The sequence below is a fragment of the Streptomyces sp. NPDC027185 genome (genome assembly GCF_055567035.1).
Map to the genome: position 1 here is coordinate 201138 of NZ_JBVHRF010000005.1, position 21198 is coordinate 222335.

13 protein-coding genes and 1 pseudogene are annotated in these 21198 nt (G+C 74.3%); 6 read left to right on the forward strand and 8 right to left on the reverse strand.

Going from position 1 to position 21198, the window contains the following annotated elements:
* The first annotated feature begins 96 nt into the window (after positions 1-96).
* Entirely contained in the window at positions 97-711 is a 615-nt protein-coding gene (locus tag ACZ4M8_RS18160; RefSeq protein ID WP_467608410.1) for a hypothetical protein, read from the forward strand.
* 19 nt (positions 712-730) lie between these two features.
* Here ACZ4M8_RS18160 and ACZ4M8_RS18165 read toward each other — a convergent pair whose 3' ends face one another.
* Positions 731-2779, reverse strand: a complete 2049-nt coding sequence (locus tag ACZ4M8_RS18165) for an APC family permease (protein WP_467608413.1) — start codon at positions 2777-2779, stop codon at positions 731-733.
* A gap of 183 nt (positions 2780-2962) precedes the next feature.
* Positions 2963-3925, reverse strand: a complete 963-nt coding sequence (locus tag ACZ4M8_RS18170; protein ID WP_467608415.1) for a DUF389 domain-containing protein — start codon at positions 3923-3925, stop codon at positions 2963-2965.
* A gap of 408 nt (positions 3926-4333) precedes the next feature.
* Between ACZ4M8_RS18170 and ACZ4M8_RS18175 the strand changes: the two genes are divergently transcribed.
* Positions 4334-6736, forward strand: a complete 2403-nt coding sequence (locus ACZ4M8_RS18175; RefSeq protein WP_467608418.1) for a SpoIIE family protein phosphatase — start codon at positions 4334-4336, stop codon at positions 6734-6736.
* 1779 nt (positions 6737-8515) lie between these two features.
* On the opposite strand, the gene ACZ4M8_RS18180 is transcribed toward ACZ4M8_RS18175, so the two are convergent.
* Positions 8516-9478 (reverse strand): LysR family transcriptional regulator, encoded by a 963-nt coding sequence (locus tag ACZ4M8_RS18180; protein WP_467608421.1) that lies wholly within the window; start codon positions 9476-9478, stop codon positions 8516-8518.
* Positions 9479-9553: 75 nt separating this feature from the next.
* Here ACZ4M8_RS18180 and ACZ4M8_RS18185 point away from each other — a divergent pair, with 75 nt between their 5' ends.
* Positions 9554-10849 carry an MFS transporter gene (locus ACZ4M8_RS18185; protein ID WP_467608424.1) on the forward strand — a complete coding sequence of 432 codons (1296 nt, stop codon included), beginning with the start codon at positions 9554-9556 and terminating at the stop codon, positions 10847-10849.
* A gap of 129 nt (positions 10850-10978) precedes the next feature.
* Here the strand turns inward: ACZ4M8_RS18185 and ACZ4M8_RS18190 are convergent, their stop codons facing one another.
* The 5 genes from ACZ4M8_RS18190 to ACZ4M8_RS18210 form a co-directional block, all read right to left on the reverse strand.
* Positions 10979-11692 carry a Pycsar system effector family protein gene (locus ACZ4M8_RS18190; protein ID WP_467608426.1) on the reverse strand — a complete coding sequence of 238 codons (714 nt, stop codon included), beginning with the start codon at positions 11690-11692 and terminating at the stop codon, positions 10979-10981.
* On the reverse strand, positions 11689-12660 hold the full coding sequence (locus tag ACZ4M8_RS18195; protein WP_467608429.1) for a hypothetical protein: 972 nt from the start codon (positions 12658-12660) through the stop codon (positions 11689-11691). Before ACZ4M8_RS18195 ends, ACZ4M8_RS18190 begins: the two co-directional genes overlap by 4 nt.
* Positions 12657-14891 carry a hypothetical protein gene (locus tag ACZ4M8_RS18200; protein WP_467608431.1) on the reverse strand — a complete coding sequence of 745 codons (2235 nt, stop codon included), beginning with the start codon at positions 14889-14891 and terminating at the stop codon, positions 12657-12659. The genes ACZ4M8_RS18195 and ACZ4M8_RS18200 overlap by 4 nt, the downstream gene beginning before the upstream one ends.
* Positions 14891-16129: a hypothetical protein gene (locus tag ACZ4M8_RS18205; RefSeq protein ID WP_467608434.1), complete on the reverse strand. Its 1239-nt coding sequence runs from the start codon at positions 16127-16129 to the stop codon at positions 14891-14893. The genes ACZ4M8_RS18200 and ACZ4M8_RS18205 overlap by 1 nt, the downstream gene beginning before the upstream one ends.
* 378 nt (positions 16130-16507) lie before the next feature.
* Positions 16508-17251, reverse strand: coding sequence for an ATP-grasp domain-containing protein (locus tag ACZ4M8_RS18210; protein WP_467608436.1), 744 nt, complete (start codon positions 17249-17251; stop codon positions 16508-16510).
* Between the two features lie 1040 nt (positions 17252-18291).
* Here ACZ4M8_RS18210 and ACZ4M8_RS18215 point away from each other — a divergent pair.
* From ACZ4M8_RS18215 to rocD, 3 genes and pseudogenes are all read left to right on the forward strand, one after another.
* Positions 18292-18801 (forward strand): annotated as a pseudogene (locus ACZ4M8_RS18215) (Lrp/AsnC family transcriptional regulator); the annotation flags it as partial.
* Positions 18802-19166: 365 nt separating this feature from the next.
* Positions 19167-19940 (forward strand): dimethylargininase, encoded by a 774-nt coding sequence (ddaH, locus tag ACZ4M8_RS18220; protein ID WP_467609144.1) that lies wholly within the window; start codon positions 19167-19169, stop codon positions 19938-19940.
* Positions 19937-21169, forward strand: a complete 1233-nt coding sequence (gene rocD / locus ACZ4M8_RS18225) for an ornithine--oxo-acid transaminase (RefSeq protein WP_467608439.1) — start codon at positions 19937-19939, stop codon at positions 21167-21169. The genes ddaH and rocD overlap by 4 nt, the downstream gene beginning before the upstream one ends.
* Positions 21170-21198 lie beyond the last annotated feature (29 nt).

The window sequence follows — 21198 nt, forward strand, 5'->3', positions numbered from 1 at the left end:
AGCGCCCGTATGAGGTCCGTCAAGGCGCGCCCCCGTCCCGTCAGCGCCGTGTCAACGGGCCGTCCGGCGGGCGGGGGCGCGCCTAGCGTCGGCGGTATGGAACGACGTGGCACACGCGCCGCCGTGCGCACGGCGACCGGCACCGTACGGCGCCCGGAGCGCACCGCGACCGATGAGGACTGGCCCGCCGCGTGCCGCGAGGCCGTGCTGGGCGGGGCGGGGCTGCTGGCGGCGCTGACCGCGCTGGACGGCGCCGCCGGGAGCCTCGATCCGCCGCGCGGCGGGCTGTGGGCGGCGCTGGCGGCGGTGCTGTTCGCGCTGCTGCTGCCGCCGCGGGTGAGGGCCGGCCAGGGCTGGCTGAGCGCCCGCGGACCGCTGCGGCGGCGGACCGTCCGCACCGACCGGCTGGTGTCGGTGCGCTGGTCCGAGGGGATCGCGCAGCGGCTGGTGCTGCGCGACGACACCGGGCGGCGGCTGGTCCTCGACCCGAGGGTGCTGCTCGCCAACCCGGCGCTGTGGCACCTCTTCGCCACCGGTGCCCGCACCGCGCAGGCGTCCGGCACCCTGCTGTGCGGCGCGACGGCGCTGCGGCAGCTGACCGAACGCGCCGAGGAGCGGACCGCGCGGACGCTGCTCACGGGGACCGGCCGGGCCCAAGCAGTGGCCTCCCGGTCTTCGTGGCCCCGCGAAGACCGGGAAGACACCCCTTGAGGCGGCGGCCCCGGAGCGGCTAGGGCGACGTCCCCGGACCGGCGTCGCGGGGCGGGTGGGCGGCGCCCTGCCCGAGGGCGGGCGCCCCGCGGCGGACCGCGCCCGCGCCCCGGACCGCGGGGTGGGCGCGGGCCGAGGACGTCAGCTGCCAGGGCACGGACGTCACCATCACCCCGGGCGTGAACAGCAGCCGGCTCTTGAGCCACAGCGCCGTCTGATTGTGCAGCAGGTTCTCCCACCAGCGGCCCACCACGTACTCGGGGATGAAGACGCCGACGACGTCGCGGGGGCTGGTGCGGCGGATGTGGCGGACGTACTCGACGACCGGCCCGGTGATCTCCCGGTACGGCGAGTCGACGACGGTCAGCGGGACGTCCACATCGAGGCGGCGCCACTGCTCCTCCAGGCGGGCGGTGGAGGCGCGGTCCACGTCGACGGTGAGGGCCTGGAGCCGGTCGGGGTGGAAGGCGCGGGCGTAGGCCAGGGCGCGCAGCGTCGGCTTGTGGACGGCGGAGACGAGGACGAGCGCCAGTACCCGCGACGGCGGGGTGAGGTCGGCGCGCGGGTCGGTGACGGTCAGTTCGGCGGCGACGGCGTCGTAGTGGCGGCGGATGGCGCGCATCGTCAGCCACAGCACCACCGCGGCGAGGACGGCGAGCCAGGCGCCTTCGAGGAACTTCGTCGCCAGCACGATGACCAGCACCAGACCGGTGACGAGCGCGCCGGTGGCGTTGACCGCGCGCGCCAGCTGCCGGCGGCGGCGCAGCGCCGGGTCCGGGTCGGTGCGCAGGGCGCGGTTCCAGTGCCGGACCATGCCGGTCTGGGAGAGCGTGAAGGAGGTGAACACCCCGAGGATGTAGAGGTGGATGAGGCTGGTGACGTTCGCCTCGAAGCCGAAGAGCAGCGCCGCGGCGACGACCGCGAGCACGAGGATGCCGTTGGAGTACACCAGCCGGTCGCCGCGGCTGTGCAGCTGGCTCGGCAGGTAGCGGTCCTGCGCCAGGATCGAGGCGAGCAGCGGGAAGCCGTTGAACGCGGTGTTGGCGGCGAGGATCAGCACCAGCGCGGTGGCCGCCTGCACGACGAAGAACCCGGCGGAGCCCGGCCCGCCGAAGACCGACGAGGCCAGCTGGGCGATGACGGTGCGCTGGTGGTACCCGGCGCAGTCGGCGAGTCCGGTCAGCCGGCAGGGGTCCTGCGTGAGGTGGACCTTCGCGACGAGCGCGAGGGTGGTGACCCCGGCGAACATCACCACCGCGATGGCGCCCATCGCCGCCAGCGTGGCCGCCGCGTTCCTCGGCTTGGGCCGCCGGAACGCCGGGACGCCGTTGGAGATCGCCTCGACGCCGGTCAGCGCGGTGCAGCCGGACGAGAACGCGCGCAGCACCAGCATGACGAGGGCGAGCCCGGTCAGCTGCGCCGAGCCCGGGGTGGGCGTGACGCCGTAGCGGGCGCTCTCGGCGACCGGCGCGTCCCCCAGCAGGTACCGGACCAGCCCCGTCCCCACCATGATCAGTACGGCGCCGACGAAGAGATAGGTGGGAGCGGCGAAGGCGCGGCCCGACTCGCGGACGCCGCGCAGGTTCACCGCGGTCAGCAGCGCCACGAAGCACAGGGCCAGCAGCACCCGGTGCCCGGCGAGCGCGGGCAGCGCCGAGATGACGTTGTCGACCCCCGAGGCGACCGACACCGCCACCGTCATCACGTAGTCGACCAGCAGCGACGCCGCCACCACCAGCCCCGCCGACGGCCCCAGGTTGGTGGAGACCACCTCGTACGAGCCGCCACCGCTCGGGTAGGCGTACACCACCTGCCGGTAGGAGAGGACGACCACCGTCAGCAGCGCGACGACGGCGGCGGCCAGCCACGGCGTGACGTGCAGGTAGGCGAGCCCGCCGAGGGTGAGGACGAGCAGGATCTCCTGTGTGGCGTACGCGACCGACGACAGCGGGTCGGAGGCGAAGACCGGCAGCGCGAGCCGTTTGGGCAGCAGTGTCTCGCCCAGCTCCTCACTGCGCCGGGCCCGCCCGAGGAGCAGCCGCTTGAACAGTCCCGTCACGGTGGCCACGGGCCGAGCGTAGGCAGCGGTACGCCGCTGACCGTGACGGCGCGGGCGGAGCGGCTGCCGGGGGCGGCGGATGGAGCAGTGGAGGCGGGGCGGCCGGAGCGCGGCGGGCGGCGGGGGCCGGGGCCGGTCGGGACGCGGCCGGCCGTCTCCCGCAGGCCGTCCGGGGCGGCCCCGGCCCCGCCCTCATCCCCGTTGCCGGATTCCCGCCGCGCGGACCGGGTCGAGGCGGAGACCGTAGCGGGACCAGAGGGCGCGCTGGACGGCGAGGGTGAGGGTGCCGGCGAGCAGCATTCCGGCGAGGTTGATGCCGAGCTGGACGAAGGAGGCGCCGACCTCGCCCCAGTGGCCGAGGGCGAGGGCCACGGCGATGTTCCCGGCCGCCGGGACGGTGGTGACCGAGATGAAGACGCCGACCAGCGCGGACGACTTCCCGGCCGTCATCGACAGGATCCCGGCGGCCCCGGCGAGCACCGCCACGATGAACGACCAGTGGTCGGGATGGATGATGAAGCCGGTCAGCGGCCGGGCCCCGAGCATCTCCGGGCTGATCCAGCCCAGCAGCCGGCTGACCCCGGCGCAGGCGAACGTGACCGCGATGGCCGCGCCGAATCCGACGGCGAGCGTCCGCACCGCCACCCCGGCCTGCCGGACATCGCCGCGCAGCGCCGCGAAGCAGAGCGCCGCGACCGGCCCGAACTCCGGGCCCAGGACCATCGCGCCGACGATGAGCACCGGCTGATCGAGCAGCGCGCCGATCGCCGCGATCTGCGTGGCCAGAATGAGGAACGCGAGGAAAGCCCAGCTCAGGCGGGATTCGGCGGCGGTACGTGCGGTCAGCTCGGACCAGACGACGGCATCGTCCGGATCGCCCGGCGCGGCGGCCTCGGCGCGGTCCGCGGCGGCCGAGACGGTCAGATCGAGCGGTTCGACGGTGAGCGCGCCCCGCTCCGCCAGACCGAGCTGCCGCAACTCCGCGAGAACGGCGTCGGCCCCCTCCCGGGCCACATCGAATTCGAGGTAGTCGCCGGGCGGCACACAGGCCGCGCCCGGCAACCGGACGAGGTGGGTGGCGGCCGGACAGGCGGTGACGATCCGCACCACCTCGTCCGTCCGGTCGGTCGGAGTGATCACTCGTACGTGCAGCACGGCGGCCATTGTGCCGGGCGCCGGCGAGCGGCACGGCGGGAACGGGGGAACGGCGGCGGGGCACGCGCCCGGCCCGTACGCGCCGGGGGCGGGCGGCGGCCCTCACAGGTGTCGGGCACGTCCACGTCCACGGCCACGTCCACGGCCACGGCCACGGCCACGGCCACGGCCACGGGCGTCGGGCCCGGCCGACGGGCGACCGCTCACCGGGCGCCGGCTGCCGGGGCGTCCGCCCACCGGCCGACCCCGTACGGCGGCCTCCGGGCCACCGCGCCCACCGCACCGCACGGCCCGGCCCCGCCGCCCCGTCGTCCCCTCCCCGTTCCCGACCGGCCGCCAGCACTCGTTCGATCGGTGGGAGGGGGGCACACTGAGGTGATCGGTCCGTTCGACGTACGGAGTGTTCCCATGGCCGTGCCACGACCGGAGCCGCCGGCGCCGATGAACGGTGTCGTCGCGGTCGTGATCGATGAGAACGGCCTGGTCACGCACTGGACGCGGGGTGCCGCGCAGTTGCTGGGCCATGAGCCGGACACGGTGGTCGGCACGCCCGCCCGCGCGCTGGTCATGCCGCGCGCCGCCGCGCCCGTCCCCCGTACGGGGGAACCGTCCGGCGCCCCCGGCGGCCGGGTCCTCCCGCTGCGCCACCGCGACGGGCACCCCGTCCCCGTATGGGTGCGGCTGCTGCCGCTGGCCGGTGCCGGGGTGCTCGCCCTGGGGCTGCCCGCGGCGGCGCTCGCGGCGTGGAACGACGAGACGGCGGTGGGCCGGGCGCTGCTCGGCCAGGACCTGTGGCAGCTGACCGTGCACGACGCCGACCTGCGGATCCGGCGGGCCAGCCCGGCGGTCGGCCGGGCCGGACGGCTGACCCCCGACGGCCACGACCCGCTGTGCGCGATGCCGGGCCTGGAGGACGGCCGCACCGGCGGGGAACTGCTGCGGGCCGTGATGGAGAGCGGTGAGCCGGTGGTCGACGCGTCGGGCGTGCTGCGCGCCGAGACGCCCGGACGGCAGGACCTGGTGTACTCGCTGACCGCCGCGCCGCTGCACGATCTGCTCGGCCGTCCCGACGGCGCGCTGGCCTCCCTCGTCGACGTCACCGAGCGGTACCGCTCGGTGCGCCGTCTCGACCTCGTCTACCGGGCGACGCGATCCATCAGCGGCAGCCTGGAGGTGGAGCGCACCGCACAGGACCTCGTCGATCTGCTGGTGCCGTCGATGGGCGATCTGGCGTCGGTGGAGATCGCCGAGGCGACGCTGCGCGGGGGTGAGCCGCCGCGCAGCGTCGAGGGGGTGCACGGCGACTTCCGGCGGCTGGCCGTCAAACACGCGCACGGCCCGTGGCCGCCGGAGCTGATCCAGGCGGGCGAGTTGCTGCCGGACATCCCCGACGGGCCGGGCTTCCGCGATCTGGAACAGGGCCGGGTGCTGGTCGTCAACGACCCGGAGACCTATGCGGCGTTCCTCGGCGACGATCCGGCGGTGGCGCGGATGGTGCCGGAGGGGCTGACCGCGTCGATCGGTGCGGCACTGGTCGCGCGCGGTCTGGTCCTCGGCTACGTCCAGGTCTACCGCGCCCGGCAGCGCGCGCCGTTCGACGGGCAGGACGCCAAACTGCTCCAGGAGATCGTCACCCGCGTCGCGCTCGGCATGGACAACGCCCGCCGCTACACCCGCGAGCACCGGATGGCGGTGATGCTCCAGAACAGTCTGCTGCCGCCGGTCTCCCGCTCCACCGCGGCGGCGGAGACCGCGGGCATCTACCTGTCGGCGGAGGGCGACGCCGGGGTGGGCGGCGACTGGTTCGACGCGGTGCCGCTCTCGTCGTTGCGGACCGCGCTGGTCGTCGGCGACGTCATCGGCCACGGCCTGTCCGCGACCGCCACCATGGCCCGGCTGCGCACCGCCGTACAGACCCTCTCCGACCTCGACCTGGGCCCGGATGAACTGCTGACCCGGCTGGACGACCTGGTGCACCGGATGGCGGAGGAGGCCGAGCATCCGGACACGATGGGCGCGTCGTGCCTGTACGCGGTGTACGACCCGGTGGACCGCCGGTGCCGGGTGGCGAGCGCCGGTCATCTGCGGCCCGCGGTGGTGCATCCGGACGGCACGGCCCGGTTCATCGAGGTGGTGCCGGGTCCCGGGCTGGGCGTCGGCGGGATGCCGTTCGAGGTGACGGAGGTGGAGATCCCGCCCGGCAGCGTCCTGGCGCTGTACACCAACGGACTGATCGAGGCCGAGCGCGGCGGCGCCGGCGCGCCCGCCGAGGACGCGGAGGCGGCGGTACTGCGGCGGCTGGCCGAGGCGGCGGGCCCCGGACGGTCCCTGGACGCCATCGGCCAGGAACTCGTCGCACCGGTCCGCGCGGCGCCGCACCGCCCCGACGACATCACCCTGCTGCTCGCCCGTACCCGCGCGATCCCCGCGACGTCGCTGGCCGCCTGGCAGTTCCCCGCCCGCCCCACCGCCGTGGCGCTCGCCCGGGAGCTGGTCACCGAACAGCTGACGGAGTGGGGCCTGGACGCCCTCGTCTTCAGCACCGAACTGGTCATCAGCGAACTGGTCACCAACGCCCTGCGCTACGCCCGCGGCCCGATCGGCGTCCGCCTCGTCCGCGATCAGGTCCTGGTCTGCGAGGTCACCGACTCCTCCAACAGCCAGCCCCGCCTCCGCCAGGCCCGCGACACCGACGAGGGCGGCCGCGGCCTCTTCCTCGTCGCCCAGCTCACCACCCGCTGGGGCAGCCGCTACGGCCCCACCGGCAAAACGGTGTGGACGGAGCAGGCGATCGAGGGGGTGGAGGGGTGATGCTCCCGCCGAGGGACGCGGAGATCCTGATCACGCCGGACGAGCGCGAGGAACACAGCGGGCTCGCAGGCCCGTTCACCTTGAGCGGGACTCGCGAGGGACGCGGGATCGCGCAAGGCGGTTCGGCACCTGCCCCGCACTTCACGGGCATTCCATGCCGCTCAACATGCGCTTGATGACGGCGCAGACCATCTCCTCGACGGACCCGGGATCCAGGGAATCGCCCTTGTCCCCCTTTTCGCCTTTGTGACCACGCGGGCCTGGGTCACCCTTGGGGCCGGGGTCGCCCCGTTCGCCCCGGGAGCCGGGCTCTCCCGCGTCACCCCGCTCACCCGATTCACCGTCGCGGCCGGGAACTCCGGGGTCGCCCCGCTCGCCCTGGGTACCCGGCTCGCCCCGGGGGCCGGGCTCACCGTCTTCGCCTTTGTCGCCCCTGTCGCCTTTGGGGCCCGGCTCGCCCCGGTCGCCCTTGTCGCCTTTCCGGCCCCCTTTCCCCTTGGTCGCCCTTCTCTCCGCGAGGTCCGGGATCACCCCGGTCGCCTTTCTCGCCCCGCTCACCCTCGTCCCCCTTGTCTCCTTTTTCGCCGCGTGGCCCGGTGTCACCTTTCTCGCCGCGGCGTCCCGGCACCCCGCGCGGGGGATCTTTGACGGTGAGGGAGGTCGTGGCGGTGACACATTCGCATTCCGTCTTTTTCCTGAGTGTCAGTTCCGCCTCACGCGAGGAGGCATGCGGGGGTACCGCGAAATCCCCTACCCAGTAGCAATCTCCGGCAATAGGTGTGAGCCTGTGCCAGGTGCTCGCATCACCGATGACGACGTCACTGCGGTATTCGACTTCTCCGCCGCCCGCCGGCCTCGACCAGTACACGATGATCTTGGTGTGCACGCCCGGGTGGAGCGGCTCCTCGAAGAAGACGAGAAGAGAAGAGTTCCGATCGACAGGTGTGGCCATATTTCCTCCTTCGGGCGGGCGCCGGAGGCGCGCGGGGCACTCGGGCAGCAAATCCCGCATGTGGCGTGGGGGAGCAGAGGCCGGAGAGGAGCAGCACGCCAAAGGCGCCTGAAAGAATTACGTGCGACCGGACCGGCGCATCTCCGAAAAGAAATCTGTTACCGGATGGGATGTCGACGTCAAACGCTGCGCATCGTACTCATCCGGCTCTATACCCCTGCCGCTGCCGACCATTCGCCGGCACGCCGGAAGCGCAGGCTTTTAACCCGGTGGAGTGAATGACAAGTTGATGCGGTGACCTCGATATCCTCACGCGCCGCGAATATCAGACAGAATTCACCACGCTCGCAACGATAACGAGAGGCCCCCGTCGCCACGAGGGCCCCCACATGCGCTCCGGCCTCAGCTCGGATTTCTCACCCCGCACCCCGCGCCGGGAGACCTCACGATCGTAATGCTTGAGAGCATGAGCGCCGCCCAAGAAATTCCGCGGGAATTTCATTCGATATTGTTGACGACGATTTCGATCGGGCGGTCGGGGGCGCCGATACGGATGCGGTCGCCGTTCCCGACAGGGGCGACGGTGGCGACGGTGGCGCCGGACACCGTCTGGCCATCTTGAGGCCGGCACCGGCTGGCAGCTGCCGCCAGGCCGCTCGGGCACCTTCCCGGCCAGAGCATCGCACGCAACCTCCCCTCAGCCGTGATGACTTCGCGGGAGCGGGCGACGGCGAGCCCGCAGCCGACGCCGCGTCCGTCCCGCGCGGACCGCGGTTCCGGGCTCCCGCCCGGTCAGCGAGTCATCCGCGGGAAGCCCGACCACACCCTCAGCCCGCCGCCCCCGTCCCGAAGCACTCCTGTGCCCGCGCCTCCAGCAGGGCGATGAAGTCCCGGGCGGCGGGGGTCGGGGTGCGGGCCGTGACGCGGGTGAGGCCCACGGTGCGGTGGGCGGCGGGTTCGTCCATCGGGAGGTCGACGAGACCGGGGACGGCCACCGGGGACGGCGGGAGGACGGCGACGCCCAGGCCCGCGGCGACGAAGCCGCGGATGGTGGCGATCTCGGCGCCCTCGAACGCCACCCGGGGCGTGAAACCGGCGTCCGCGCAGAGGCCGTTGACGAGGCGGCGCAGACCGTAGCCCGAGGTGGCCATGACGAAGTCCTCGTCGGCGGCGTCGGTGAGCCGGACCCGGGCGCGCCCGGCGAGACGGTGCCCCGCGGGGACGACCAGCCGGAGCGGTTCGCGGGCGACGGGGACGGTGGTGATGCCCGCCTCGTCGGGCAGCGGCGACGTCAGGCAGAGGTCGACCTCCCCGGCGCGCAGCCGTGCCAGCAGCCCTTCCGCGTTGTCCTGCACCAGTTGGAAGCGGGCCTGCGGATGCCGCTCCCGGAACCAGCTGACCAGCAGCGGTACGGGCGCGGTGCCGAGCGCGGGCAGGAAGCCGAGGGCGACGGTGCCGGGCGCGTCCGTCGCCAGCCGCAACTCCTCGCAACCGGTGGCGATCTCCGCGAGCCCGCGCCGCACCCGCGCGAGGAACGCCCGGCCGTGCCGGGTCAGCCGCAGCCCGCGCCCCTCCCGGTCGAAGAGCGGCGTGCCGACGGCCGCCTCCAGCCGGGCGATCCCGCGGCTGACGGTCGACTGCGGGGCGTCCAACTCGTCGGCGGCGGCCGACAGATGCTCCAGCCGGGCGACGGCCACGAACCGCACGAGGTCCGGACAGACCGCCGCGAGCGGGCCGGTGGCCCGCAGCTCCGCCAGTTCCTTCCCTTCGGGCAAGCCTCGTTCGCTCATTCGTTCCATATTCGGAACATATCTCGCTGATCCATGCATTGGACGCATCATTCGGCGCGTGCCTACCGTCGCCGGGTGACCGACACAGCCGCGATACCCGCCGCCCATGTCCGAGGCACGCCCGGCTTCCGGCGGGCCACCGGGGCGCTCTTCGCGGCCGGGCTGACCACGTTCATGACGCTCTACTGCGTCCAGGCGCTGCTGCCCGCGCTCTCCTTCGACCTGCATCTGACGCCCGCCGCGTCGTCGCTGACCGTCTCGGTCTCGACCGCGGCGATGGCGCTGGCCGTGGTGCCGCTGACGGCGCTGTCCGACGCCTGGAGCCGGACGGGGATGATGACGCTCGCGCTGAGCTGCGCCGCGCTCCTGGGGATCGCCGCGGCCTTCGCGCCGACGTACCCGGCGCTGCTGGTGATCCGCGTCCTCCAGGGGCTCTCCCTCGCGGGGCTCCAGGCGACCGCGATGTCGTACCTCGCCGAGGAGGTGGACCGCGCGTCACTGGGCCAGGCGATGGGGCTGTACGTCGCGGGCAACGGCATCGGCGGGATGGCGGGGCGGCTCGTCGCCGACGGGGTGCTGGAGGTGACCGGCAGCTGGCGGTGGGCGATCGGCGCGGTCGGGGCGGCCGCCGCCGTGTGCGCGGTGCTGTTCCGGCTGACCATCCCGGCGTCGGTCCGCTTCGTACGCCGGGAGCCGAAGCCGCGGGCGCTGGCCGCCGGGATCGGCCGGGCGCTGCCGGACAGCGGGCTGCTGCGGCTGTACCTGATCGGCTTCGTCGCGATGGCCGCGTTCGTCACCGTCTACAACTACCTGGGCTTCCGCCTGATCGCGGCGCCGTTCCACCTCTCGCAGACCGCCGCCGGACTGCTCTTCACGGCGTACGCGGCGGGGTCGTTCTCCTCGGCGGCGGCGGGCCGGCTCGTCGACCGGTTCGGGCGCCCGAGGGTGCTGCTCCCGGCGCTGCTGATCACCGTCGCGGGGCTGGCGGTGATGCTCGTACCGCGGCTGGGCGCGGTCGTGCCGGGCCTGGTGGTCTTCACCGTCGGGTTCTTCGCCGCGCACTCGGTGGCCAGCGGCTGGGTCGGCGGCCGGGCCACCGCCCTGGGCGCGCAGGGCGCCGCCGTCTACCTCTTCTTCTACTACATGGGCAGCGCCGTCGGCGGCACGGTCGGCGGCGTCGCCTACTCCGCCGCCACCTGGCCCGGCGTCACCCTCTACTGCCTAGCCCTGATCGCGGCGGCCCTGGTCAGCGCGGTCACCCTGCGGCGACTGCGACCCGTCGCGGCACCGGAGCCCGCGCCCGCCGCCCGGGTGGAGGGCACCGCGGCGAAGGCGGCGAAGGCGACGCCCGAGGCGGAGCGGGGCGCCTGAACCGGCCTGTTCGACGCGGCGCCACGGCCGGTCCGTCCGGCTCACGGCGGCGCCGTGGCGTACGCCGTCCCGTTCGCTGCGTGCCGGTCGCGGGCGCCGTCCGGGGGCCCGGCCTGCCCCGCCGCCCGCTCACCACGGCCGGGCCGCCACCGCGAACTGCGGGAGGGCTACGAGCAGCAGCACCGTGCCCGTCTCGATCCAGCGGTACTTGGCCCGGACGATCTCACTGGTGCGCCGCAGGGCGGCCAGCGCCGGGGCGGCCGGGTCCCGGGCCGCCCGCGCGAAGGCCGCCGCCAGCCGCTCCCCGCTCACCCCCGCCACCTGCTCGAAGTAGCCCGGCCCGGCGTCCCCGTCCGCCCGCCCCTTACGCCGCCGGGGCGCGAGCGCGCCCACGAAACAGCCGGCGGCCAGCAGCGCGGTCCCCACCGCACTCCACCACCCGGCCGCACCGCCGCCGCCCGCGTACCCGCCCGGCACCCCCCGCGTCACCGTCACGAACGCCCCCAGCACCGCCCCGAGAAACCCCAGCAACACCGCCGCCTTGGTATCCGCCCTGGTCAGCTCGGTGAGGTTCGTGGCGAGGAGGCGTTCGGCGGCGGGGGTGATGTCAGGGGTGGGTGGGGTGGCAGGGCGAGGGCGGGGTGGCCGGCGGGAAGCCGTCGCTCGCCGGGCCGCAGGCCTGCCTGCGGCCACCGACGGGCGCGGCGGGCGCGCCCCGGGCGCGCCCGGGGGCCGTCGGCCCGGCCGGGCGCCGACCGCCGGGCGGCACGGCGCGCCCCGGCCCCCGCCCGCCCCGGGGACGCGCCCGCCCGGCCACACCCCCGGGGCCCGGTCCGGCCTCACAACGACTTCCCGCCGGTGCCGACGGGCCAGCCGTTGGCACCCGGGTGGACCGGACCGGAGCGCTTCGGGTCGGGCACCTTGCGGCCGAGCGCGGTGAGCCGGTCACGGACCAGCTCCGCAAGTGCCTTCTTCTCCTGCTCCGACAGATTGCCCAGCAACCCGGCCATACCGTCCTCCCAGTCGGCCTCGGCGCGCAGCAGTTGCTGGTGGTCCACCGCCCAGCTCAGCACCCTTTCGATCTGATCGGGGTGGCGCACCAGCCACAGCGCCGCGAGCGTGACCGGGCCGCTGCGCACCGCCCGCGCGCAGAAGTCGTAGTCCGCGGTGGCGTTGGCCGACCAGGAGAACGGCGGCGCCACCTCGCCGGACCGGCCCAGCCGCAGTTCGCCGGGCACGGTGCGGGCACAGACATCGGTGATCCGGTAGCTGAGCCCGGAGCCCACCAGCGTCTCGGTGCCACCCAGCCGGCTCAGCACCTCCGCCGCGTCCAGTCCGCGCCCCTCATGCTCGGACGCGAGCCGGCGCAGCCGCTGTTCGATGTCCTTGCGGACGCTGTCCCAGCCGTGCCGGGTGCGGCTGCGCACCACCTGCCGCGGATCGTGCACCCACCACCTCGCGTGAACCTCCACCGGCTCGGTGCCGTACGCCGTCGGCAGCCCCACGTCGCGGGTCCCGCTCTCCTCGGTGAGCCGGACGTGGAAGGCGTTGTCGTAGCCGCCGCGCATCCGCACCGGCGGGGCGCTCTCCAAGGCGGCCCCCACCCCGGCGGGCAGCGGATCGGTGTCCCGCCTGCGACCGCGCCGGGCGGCCAGGACGTGGTAGCCGCCGTCCCGGTCGCACAGCACCAGGGCCCGGTCGCGCCGCCCCGTCCAGCGGTGCCACAGGATCTCCCGCCACGGCGCATGCGGCGCCTGCGTGTAGACGGGGCTGTCGGGGCCTGTCGTGGCGGCGGTCTGTTCGGACGTCATACGGCGCTCCCCTGCGCGGTCGGAACGGGCTCGGTGGGCATCCGGCCGTTACGCCAGCCATCCAGCGCGTGGCGGACGAGCGGATGGACGGGCAACGGATCCGGGAACTGGTCGATGTCGACGAAGAGCCGGAACACGCCCCGGGTCATGCGCTGCGCGAGCGCCCCGAGCAGCACACCGGTGGGTTCGGGATCGTCGTCCCAGGAGGCGGTACGGCACCAATGGAGCAGGGCGCCCCGGGCGGCGCCGAAGAGAGCGTCGTCGTCGAGGGCGCGGTGGGTGAGGACGACGGCGTACTCGGCGAACTCACCGCCCGACACCAACTGACCGCCGAACCACTGGCGCCCCTGGAGGAGCAGATGCGGGAAGACCTGGCGCACGAAAACACCGTCGCCGTGGGCGTCGTCCCACTCGACCAGGCGCCGCAGTACCAACGCCTGGTTGCCCGAGGTGAAGAGGCGTACGACTGCCCGGAGGACATCGCCCTCAACTGCCTCGGAATCCGGTTCGGCTCTCCTTCTCCGCGACGTGTCACGCACGGCACGCAATGTCTGGAGGGCGAATTCCGGGCGCGCCACCCCGAATTCGGTACCGCAGGTCCGGGCCACCGTGGAACGGAGGCGGGGGCTGCCGCTCCGGCTCCACGCGCGGAGCTGATGTTTGATCTCCCCGTCCAGCATCGGGTCCTGCGCCGCCATGCCGAGTGCTGAGGCGGCGATGGAGCGGCTCGTCGCGCGGCCCGAAGCGGCGAGTTCGTGGATGTGGCGCAGTGCACGGCGGCCACCGCCCCATCCGACCGCCAGGCCCATGACGCGGCCGACCGACCGGGTCAGCTCGTACTCCTGCCCCACGCCGTCCATCCAGTCCGTCAGCAGCCGGGGAAGCTGGCTGTACTGGCGCCAGACGTACTTGAGAACCTCCTCGCCCTGCCGATGGCGGGTGAAGCGGACCGGCTCCACGGAGTAGCGGTACCCGGTGTCCGTCCGGATCTCCCGCTCCGCGGATTCCGCACGTGCCTTCCGCATGAGGTCATCGAGTGAGCTGCGGAAGACGAAATCCGGGTTGGGGCGGGGAGGCTGCCGGACGGCGCAGCTGGCGTCCCCGTCCCGCGGCTCGCTGCGCAGAACCGCGTCCAGCCGGCCTTCCGCCAGTTCCAGCAGCCGTTCGGCCTGTTCCCGCACGATGCGGTGGTCCAGTCCCTCGAAAACACAGAGGGCGAGAAGGAAAGCCAGCGCGTCGGGGTCCTCGCGGACGTTCTGGACCAGTTCAGGAGCCTCGTCGCGGGCCCGGTAGCTCAGGCGGTCGCGGAGATCAGTGGCACCCGCGGTGTCCCGCCCGGCTCCGGACTCGACCACCGCGTCCACCAGTTCCGCGACCTCCGACGGGACCAGTTGCTTCTCCAGCAGGTCGTCCAGGACCCCTGGCTCCAAGCGGGAGAGCAGCCGGGCGCGGTCAACCGGTTCCGGCACCGCCGTCTCGAAGCGAGCCGCGAAGACATCGCGGGGTGGCGGCGGAACACACAGTCTCGGTGTGAGGTCGAGATCGCGCATCAGGCTCCGGACCAGCTCAGGCTCGTCCGGCAACACCACGACCATCCGCGCACGTGCCTTTTCCAGCATCCGTTTCAGGGCACCGACCGTGCCCCGGCCGAGTGCCTGCCGGCCGACCAGGCCATCCACCAGGTAGCCCCGGGCCGCGTCCTCCTTCCCCGGTCGCCAGGCAGCGAGGTTCACATCACGGTCCACAGCCCGGATGTCCTGTGAACCGCTGTGTTTCAGCAGGAGGTTGAGAGCGGCCGTACGGCGCCCGGACCCCGCCTCACCTGTGAGGAACAGCAGTCGCGAATCCAGTTCCCGTAGCGCTGCCTCGAACCACTCGGGCTCCGCGAAGCCCCGTTCGGCCGCCGCGATCTCTGCCAGGGATACCGGACCCTCATGGGACTCCACCGGTCGCTCGCCGTGCGCCGTCCCGCCATTTCGGTTCTCGGCGTGCTGGCCTCCGTGCACCGTCCCGGTGTTGACGTTGGCCTGCGGTGCGATGACGACGGAGTGGAACGGCCCGCCGCCCGCCAGCAGTCCTGCCGCCCACGAGTCCGGGCCGTACAGGCCGTACAGATCGGCCGGGCCCTCGTCGGCGCCCCGGTCCGTGGGCGCGTCCGCGGCACCGGTGCCACCGTTACGGCCGGCTTCATCACCCTTATCCGGCGACTCCCCGCCACCCCCCACCCCCATCACTCCCCCCCACGCTTGTCACCGTGGACGACATCGCCCATCGCCCCGTGGACCGTCCCCGCCTTGCGGCCGCCGGGGGCGTAGTCGCCGGCCACCTCGCCCACGTTCACCCGGTCGCCCTGGACGTGGTTGTCCTCGGTGTAGTCGCCCGCCACGTCGACGTTGCGGACGGTCTGGCCGCCGTGCACCGTGCCGGTGTTGAGGTTGCCGCCCGGGGCGGCGTACGTCACCGGGCTGCCGGGCTCCGCGTCCGTACGGTCGGAACGGCGTCCGGCCCGCCGGGCGTCACGGCCGCCGCGAGCGTCGCGCCCCTCACGGGCGTCCCGGAACTCCTGGCCATCGCGGGTCTCCCGCGCCGCCCCCTCCCCGGGGCCCCCGGAGTCCTCCCCGCCGATGATCCGGCGGTCGTAGAGGTTCCCGGACGGGGCCGGGACGTACAGCCAGCCGCGTTGGGCGAACTGCTTGCCCTCGACGGTGGCCGGGACCTCCAGGAAGTGGTCGCGGTGGCGGCCGGTGTAGCCGCCGGCGACGGCGTCCTCGTAGCAGCGGTCGGAGAGGATCGCCGCGACGTGGGTGACGTGTTCGCTGGCGGCGGCGAGCATCGCCTTGACGGGGGCGGAGTCGAGCAGCCGGTGGGTGTCGTTGCGCGGGGTGCCGTTGCCGTCGAACGCGGTGCCGTCGTCGGGCAGCGGCCCGATGTGCAGGCTGACCCGCAGCCGCATCCGGACGACGCCCCGGGAGTGGACGTTGAACTCGGCCAGCACCTCCTGGAGCGTGTTCAGCCAGGGGTGGATGAGGAACGGCATCCGCGCCGGGTCGAACCCGAAGACGTAGCCGTCCCCCGGGTGCGCCGGAAACCGCTGGTCACGCCAGACCTCGGCGAGCCCGGCCCGTGCGAAGGCCACCTCCAGGATCTGCGGCACGGTCTGGCTGATCACCGAGTGTTGCACCGCCGGGTACCCGGTGAAGTCCTTCGCGTCGACGGCCACCACACCCCGGTACGGCGGCAACTGCCGGCTGTGCGCGTGCGGGGTGACGCCGTACGCGGCGAACCCGGCCAGGGAGCCGCTGCCCGGCCCCTGCGGTGCGGCGGCGTCCGGGTACGGCGAGCCGCCGCCCTCCGGACGCCGCGTGTCGGCCGGGGCGGGCCCCCCGGGGTACTGCGGAAGGGAGGTGTCCGGCTGCTGCGGTGCGGTGCTCTCCGGCTGCTGCGGGGACGGGTGCTGGGGCGCGGGCATGGTTCTCCTCGGCTCGGCTCGCCTACGGGTCGCGCGGTCCGCGCCGGTCCCGGCGGCGTCCGCGTACCCCGAGCCTCCCGGGGGACGGCGCACCGCTCCGCGCCCCGGGTGCACAGCGGGTATGGGGTGCGCCACAGGTGCCGATCCGGGGCGAGAGGCGACACCTCGGGGTCTCCCCGTACGGGACGGGCCCCGCACGCCCCGGGCCCCGTACGGGACGGCCCGCGCACACCCCGGGCCCCGTACGGGACGCCCCCCGCGTGCGGCCCGGCTCCCACCCGTACGGCCGCGATTCACCTGTACGGGGGGCCAACTCGCCCTCGCCGAAAGGCCAGTTCACGCGCCCCGCCCGGTGCCGCCCCCTTGTGCACGTACGCCCTACGCCCTCCCCGCCCGCAGCACCAGCCCCGCCAGCGCCTCCGGGGCTCCGGCCTGGCCCCGGACGCCGGGGAAGGCGTTGATGTCGACGATGACGGGGGTGCCGTCGCCCGCGTCCAGGAGGTCCACGCCGTAGACGCCGAGGGCGAAGACCTCGCCCACGCGGTGCGCCAACTCCAGCCAGCCACCCGGGAGTTCGTCCAGGGCGACGGTGGTGGTGACGGAGCCGCCGCCGGGGGAGAGTTCGGAGCGGCGGACGGCGGCGAAGAGGTGGCCGTCGATGACCCACAGTTTGTGGTCCCAGCCGGGGTTCGGGGTGAACTCCTGGACGACCACGGGTTCGTCGGGCCACTCCGCGGCGAGTACGCGCAGGTCGGCGGCGGTGTCGGCGCGGGCGACGAGGTCACCGCGGCGGCTGCGGCGGCTCTTGACGACCAGCGGGACGGGAGGCTCCCCGGCCGCCGCCAGCGGGCCGAGCCGGTCCAGCGTCCGGGTCGCCGCGAACGGCAGTCCCGCCGCCCGCGCCAGCGCCGCCATCTCCGTACGGTCCTGGCACAGCGCCGTCGCCGCCACGGAGTTGATCACCGTGGCACCCGCCGCCTCCAACCGCGCCCCGAGCGCCAACGCCCGCGGCGTGTGCGCCTTGAGCAGATAGACGTCCGCCTCCGGCACCCCGGCAGGCCACGCCTCCCGTACGGGACCCCGCTCGGGACCCCGTACGGGGCCGGCCCCGCCCCGCAACACGGCTCCCCCTACGGGACCACCCACGGGACCGAGCACGGATGCGGCTTCCCCCAGGGGGCCGTTCACAGGCCCACCCGCGGGCCCGGCCACAGGCCCCGGCTCAGGCACCCCCGCCCCCACAGCCCCGGCCCCACCTCCAGACACAGGCACAGACACAGACCCAGGCACCGCCCCCGGCTCCAGTCCGGCCACCGCCCTCTGCGCGGGTAGTAGCTCCGAAGCCGCCTCCGGGCCCGCCCCGGTCTCCCCGTCCGGGTCGTACGCCACCACCCCGCACCGCTCGGCCAGCAGTTCCGACGCCGCCGCCAGCAGGGGGTGGCCGGGCTTGTCCGTCAGCAGACAGACCCTCACCGGGCACCCCCTACGGGTACGGACGTCCGCGCCGCGAGGACGACCGGCACCGGGCCCACCGCCCCACCGTCGCCAACAAGCCCACCGTCGCCCACCGGTCCGCTGCCACCAGCCGGCCGGCCGTCACCCACCGGTCCACCGCCGCCCTTCCGGCTCCCCGTCACCTCCGCGCGGCAGCACCGCCCCGCCACCGGAAAGCAGCGCCCCGAGCGCTTCGCGCGCCTCATTCGTCCACCTCGTCCTGCCGGAGCCCGTCGCCGCGCCGGGCGCCGGCCCCTGTTCTCGTCCTCGCGATCCGCGCCGCACCTCAGCTGCCCGCGCCTCTTCCACGACGACCGGCACCGCACGACAGTTCCGCACCCGGACCACGAGCGCGCCCCGCGCCCACCCGGAACCCCACCGCAGCTCACCGCCCCGGACCGAACCCCGCACGGCCACCCGGCCGCCCCCGGACCGCCCCACCTCCTGGATACCGTGCCCCCACACCCCATCCCGGAGGCCCCATGCCCAGCAAGCCCGCACGGAACGACGCACGGAACAGCGCACGGACGACCGGCGCGCAGAGCGACCCGCGGACCGGTGCGACGGCCGCCACGGGAAGCGGCACACGTCACCCCGCCGGAAGCCCCGCCCCCCGCGACCGCCCGCGCCCCGCCTCCCCCACCACCGGGAACTCCCCGGCCACCGGCGCCCGCACGCCGTCCTTCGACGACCTCGACCGCAAGATCGTCGCGGCGCTCATCGACAACGCCCGGACCAGCTTCGCGGAGATCGGCACCGCCATCGGGCTCTCCGCCACCGCGGTCAAGCGCCGCGTCGACCGGCTGCGGGACGCCGAGGTGATCACCGGGTTCACCGCGACGGTGCGGCCCTCGGCGCTCGGCTGGCGCACCGAGGCGTACGTCGAGGTGTACTGCGACGGCGCCGCGCCGCCCCGGCGGCTGGCCGAGGTGGTCCGCAACCACCCCGAGATCGCCACGGCGATGACCGTCACCGGCGCCGCCGACGCGTTGCTGCACGTCCGGGCCACCGACGTCGCCCACTTCGAGGAGGTGCTGGAGCGGATCCGCGACGAACCCTTCATCCGGAAGACGATCAGCTACCTCGTGCTGTCCCATCTGCTGCCGGACTCCGCGGAGGCGGGCGCCCGCCGGGCGGCCCCCGACGACGCCCCGACCGACGCAACGATCCTGCCCTGAGCCCGCTGATCACGCAGTGATGCTGCGTGACCACGCACCATGTTCGCCTTGTCCCGCGCGCCGCGCGCTCCCTACCGTGGAGACGTATCCGGCAGTCCCGCGGCCGACCACCGCGGGCCGACCGGCCGTGCCCCGTAGGAAGCGGAGGATCCCCCGTGCCGACGAGTCATGCGCCCGCGCCGAACGGCCGTCACGAACCCGCACCGCCCGCGACCGCTCCCGGAACCGCGGCCACCGTGGCGCCGCACCCCACCGGCCCCGCCACCCCCACGAGCGTCCTCGCCCCGGCCGAGGACGCCGCCCTGCGCGCCACCGTGGACGCGCTCCCCGCGCCCCGCCGCACCGCGCGCCCGCGCCGCTTCCTGATGTGCCCGCCGGACCATTTCGACGTCCGCTACTCCATCAATCCGTGGATGCGCACCGACGAGCCCGTCGACACCGCGCGCGCCGCCCGGCAGTGGGAGGCGCTGGCAGCCGCCTACCGCGCCCACGGCCACACCGTCGAGACGATCGCGCCGCGGGCGGGCCTGCCGGACATGGTCTTCGCCGCCAACGCGGCGCTCTGCCTGCACGGCAAGGTCTTCGGCTCGTCGTTCCACGCGCCGGAGCGCCGCCCGGAGTCCGCCGCGTACGACGAGTGGTTCGCGGCGGACGGCCGCCCGGTGCGCCGGCCGGAATCACCGTGCGAGGGCGAGGGCGATCTGGTGCCGGTCGGCGGGCTGCTGCTCGCCGGTACGGGCTTCCGCTCCAGCCGGGCGGCGCACGCCGAGATCCAGGAGTTCTTCGGGGTGCCGACGGTCGTCCTCCAGCTGACGGACCCGTACTTCTACCACCTCGACACCGCGCTGTTCGCCCTCGACGACGAGAACGTCGCGTACTACCCGCAGGCGTTCTCGCCGGGCAGCCGGCAGGTGCTGGAGCGGCTGTTCCCCCGGGCGGTGCACGCCACCCGCGACGACGCGACGGTGTTCGGGCTGAACTCCGTCTCCGACGGCCGTCACGTCTTCGTCGCCCCGCAGGCCACCGCGCTCATCGGCCGGCTGGCCCAGGAAGGCTATGTCCCCGTCCCCGTCGACCTGTCGGAGTTCATCAAGGCCGGCGGCGGCATCAAGTGCTGCACCCAGGAGATCCGCTCATGACCGCACCCGCGCAGACCGGCCCCGCCGCCGACCGTTCCTCCGCCGCCCTCATCGCCGCCGAGACGCCCGTCCTCGCGCACAACTACCACCCGCTGCCGGTGGTCGTGGCGCGGGCCGAGGACGTCTGGGTCGAGGACGTCGAGGGCCGCCGCTACCTCGACATGCTCGCCGGGTACTCCGCGCTCAACTTCGGCCACCGCCACCCGGCGCTGACCGAGGCCGCCCACCGCCAGCTCGACGCGCTGACCCTGACCTCCCGCGCCTTCCACAACGACAAGCTCGCCGGGTTCGCCGCGAGCCTGGCCTCGCTGACCGGCCTGGACATGGTCCTGCCGATGAACACCGGCGCGGAGGCGGTGGAGAGCGGCATCAAACTGGCCCGCAAGTGGGCGTACGACGTCAAGGGCGTATCCGAAGGCCGGGCGACGATCGTGGTGGCCGCGGACAACTTCCACGGCCGCACCACCACCCTCGTCAGCTTCTCCACCGACCCGGTCGCCCGCGACGGCTTCGGCCCGTTCACCCCGGGATTCCGCATCGTCCCGTACAACGACCTCGCCGCCCTCGAAGCGGCGATCGACGAGACCACCGCCGCGGTGCTGATCGAGCCGATCCAGGGCGAGGCGGGCGTCTGGATCCCCGACGACGGCTACCTCACCGGCGTCCGCGAGCTGACCCGCCGCACCGGCTGCCTCTTCATCGCCGACGAGATCCAGTCCGGCCTCGGCCGCACCGGCCGTACCCTCGCCGTCGACCACGAGAACGTCGTCCCGGACGTCCTGCTGCTGGGCAAGGCGCTCGGCGGCGGCATCGTCCCGGTCTCCGCCGTCGTCGCCCGGCGGGAGGTGATGGAGGTGCTGCACCCGGGTGAGCACGGTTCGACGTTCGGCGGCAACCCGCTGGCCGCCGCCGTCGGTTCGGCCGTCGTGGAGCTGCTGGCCACCGGCGAGTACCAGCGCCGCGCCGCGGAACTGGGCGAGGTGCTGCGCGAGGGCCTGACCTCCCTGGTCGGCCGCGGTGTGGTGGCGTTCCGCTCCCGTGGCCTGTGGGCGGGCGTCGACGTCGACCCGGCCCTCGGCACCGGCCGCCACATCAGCGAACTCCTCATGGCCGAAGGCATCCTCGTCAAGGACACCCACGGCTCCACCATCCGCCTCGCCCCGCCCCTGACCATCACCCGCGACGACCTGGAATCCGCCCTCGGCTCCCTGGCGAAGGTCCTGGGGTAGCCCCTTCCCCTACGAACGGACGCGGCCCG

Coding starts and splice junctions, on each gene's coding strand:
- ACZ4M8_RS18160 (WP_467608410.1), top strand. CDS start 97: ATGGAACGACGTGGCACACGCGCCGCCGTGCGCACGGCGACCGGCACC.
- ACZ4M8_RS18175 (WP_467608418.1), top strand. CDS start 4,334: ATGGCCGTGCCACGACCGGAGCCGCCGGCGCCGATGAACGGTGTCGTC.
- ACZ4M8_RS18180 (WP_467608421.1), bottom strand. CDS start 9,478: ATGAGCGAACGAGGCTTGCCCGAAGGGAAGGAACTGGCGGAGCTGCGG.
- ACZ4M8_RS18195 (WP_467608429.1), bottom strand. CDS start 12,660: ATGACGTCCGAACAGACCGCCGCCACGACAGGCCCCGACAGCCCCGTC.
- ACZ4M8_RS18200 (WP_467608431.1), bottom strand. CDS start 14,891: ATGGGGGTGGGGGGTGGCGGGGAGTCGCCGGATAAGGGTGATGAAGCC.
- ACZ4M8_RS18205 (WP_467608434.1), bottom strand. CDS start 16,129: ATGCCCGCGCCCCAGCACCCGTCCCCGCAGCAGCCGGAGAGCACCGCA.
- ddaH (WP_467609144.1), top strand. CDS start 19,167: ATGTGCCCGCCGGACCATTTCGACGTCCGCTACTCCATCAATCCGTGG.
- rocD (WP_467608439.1), top strand. CDS start 19,937: ATGACCGCACCCGCGCAGACCGGCCCCGCCGCCGACCGTTCCTCCGCC.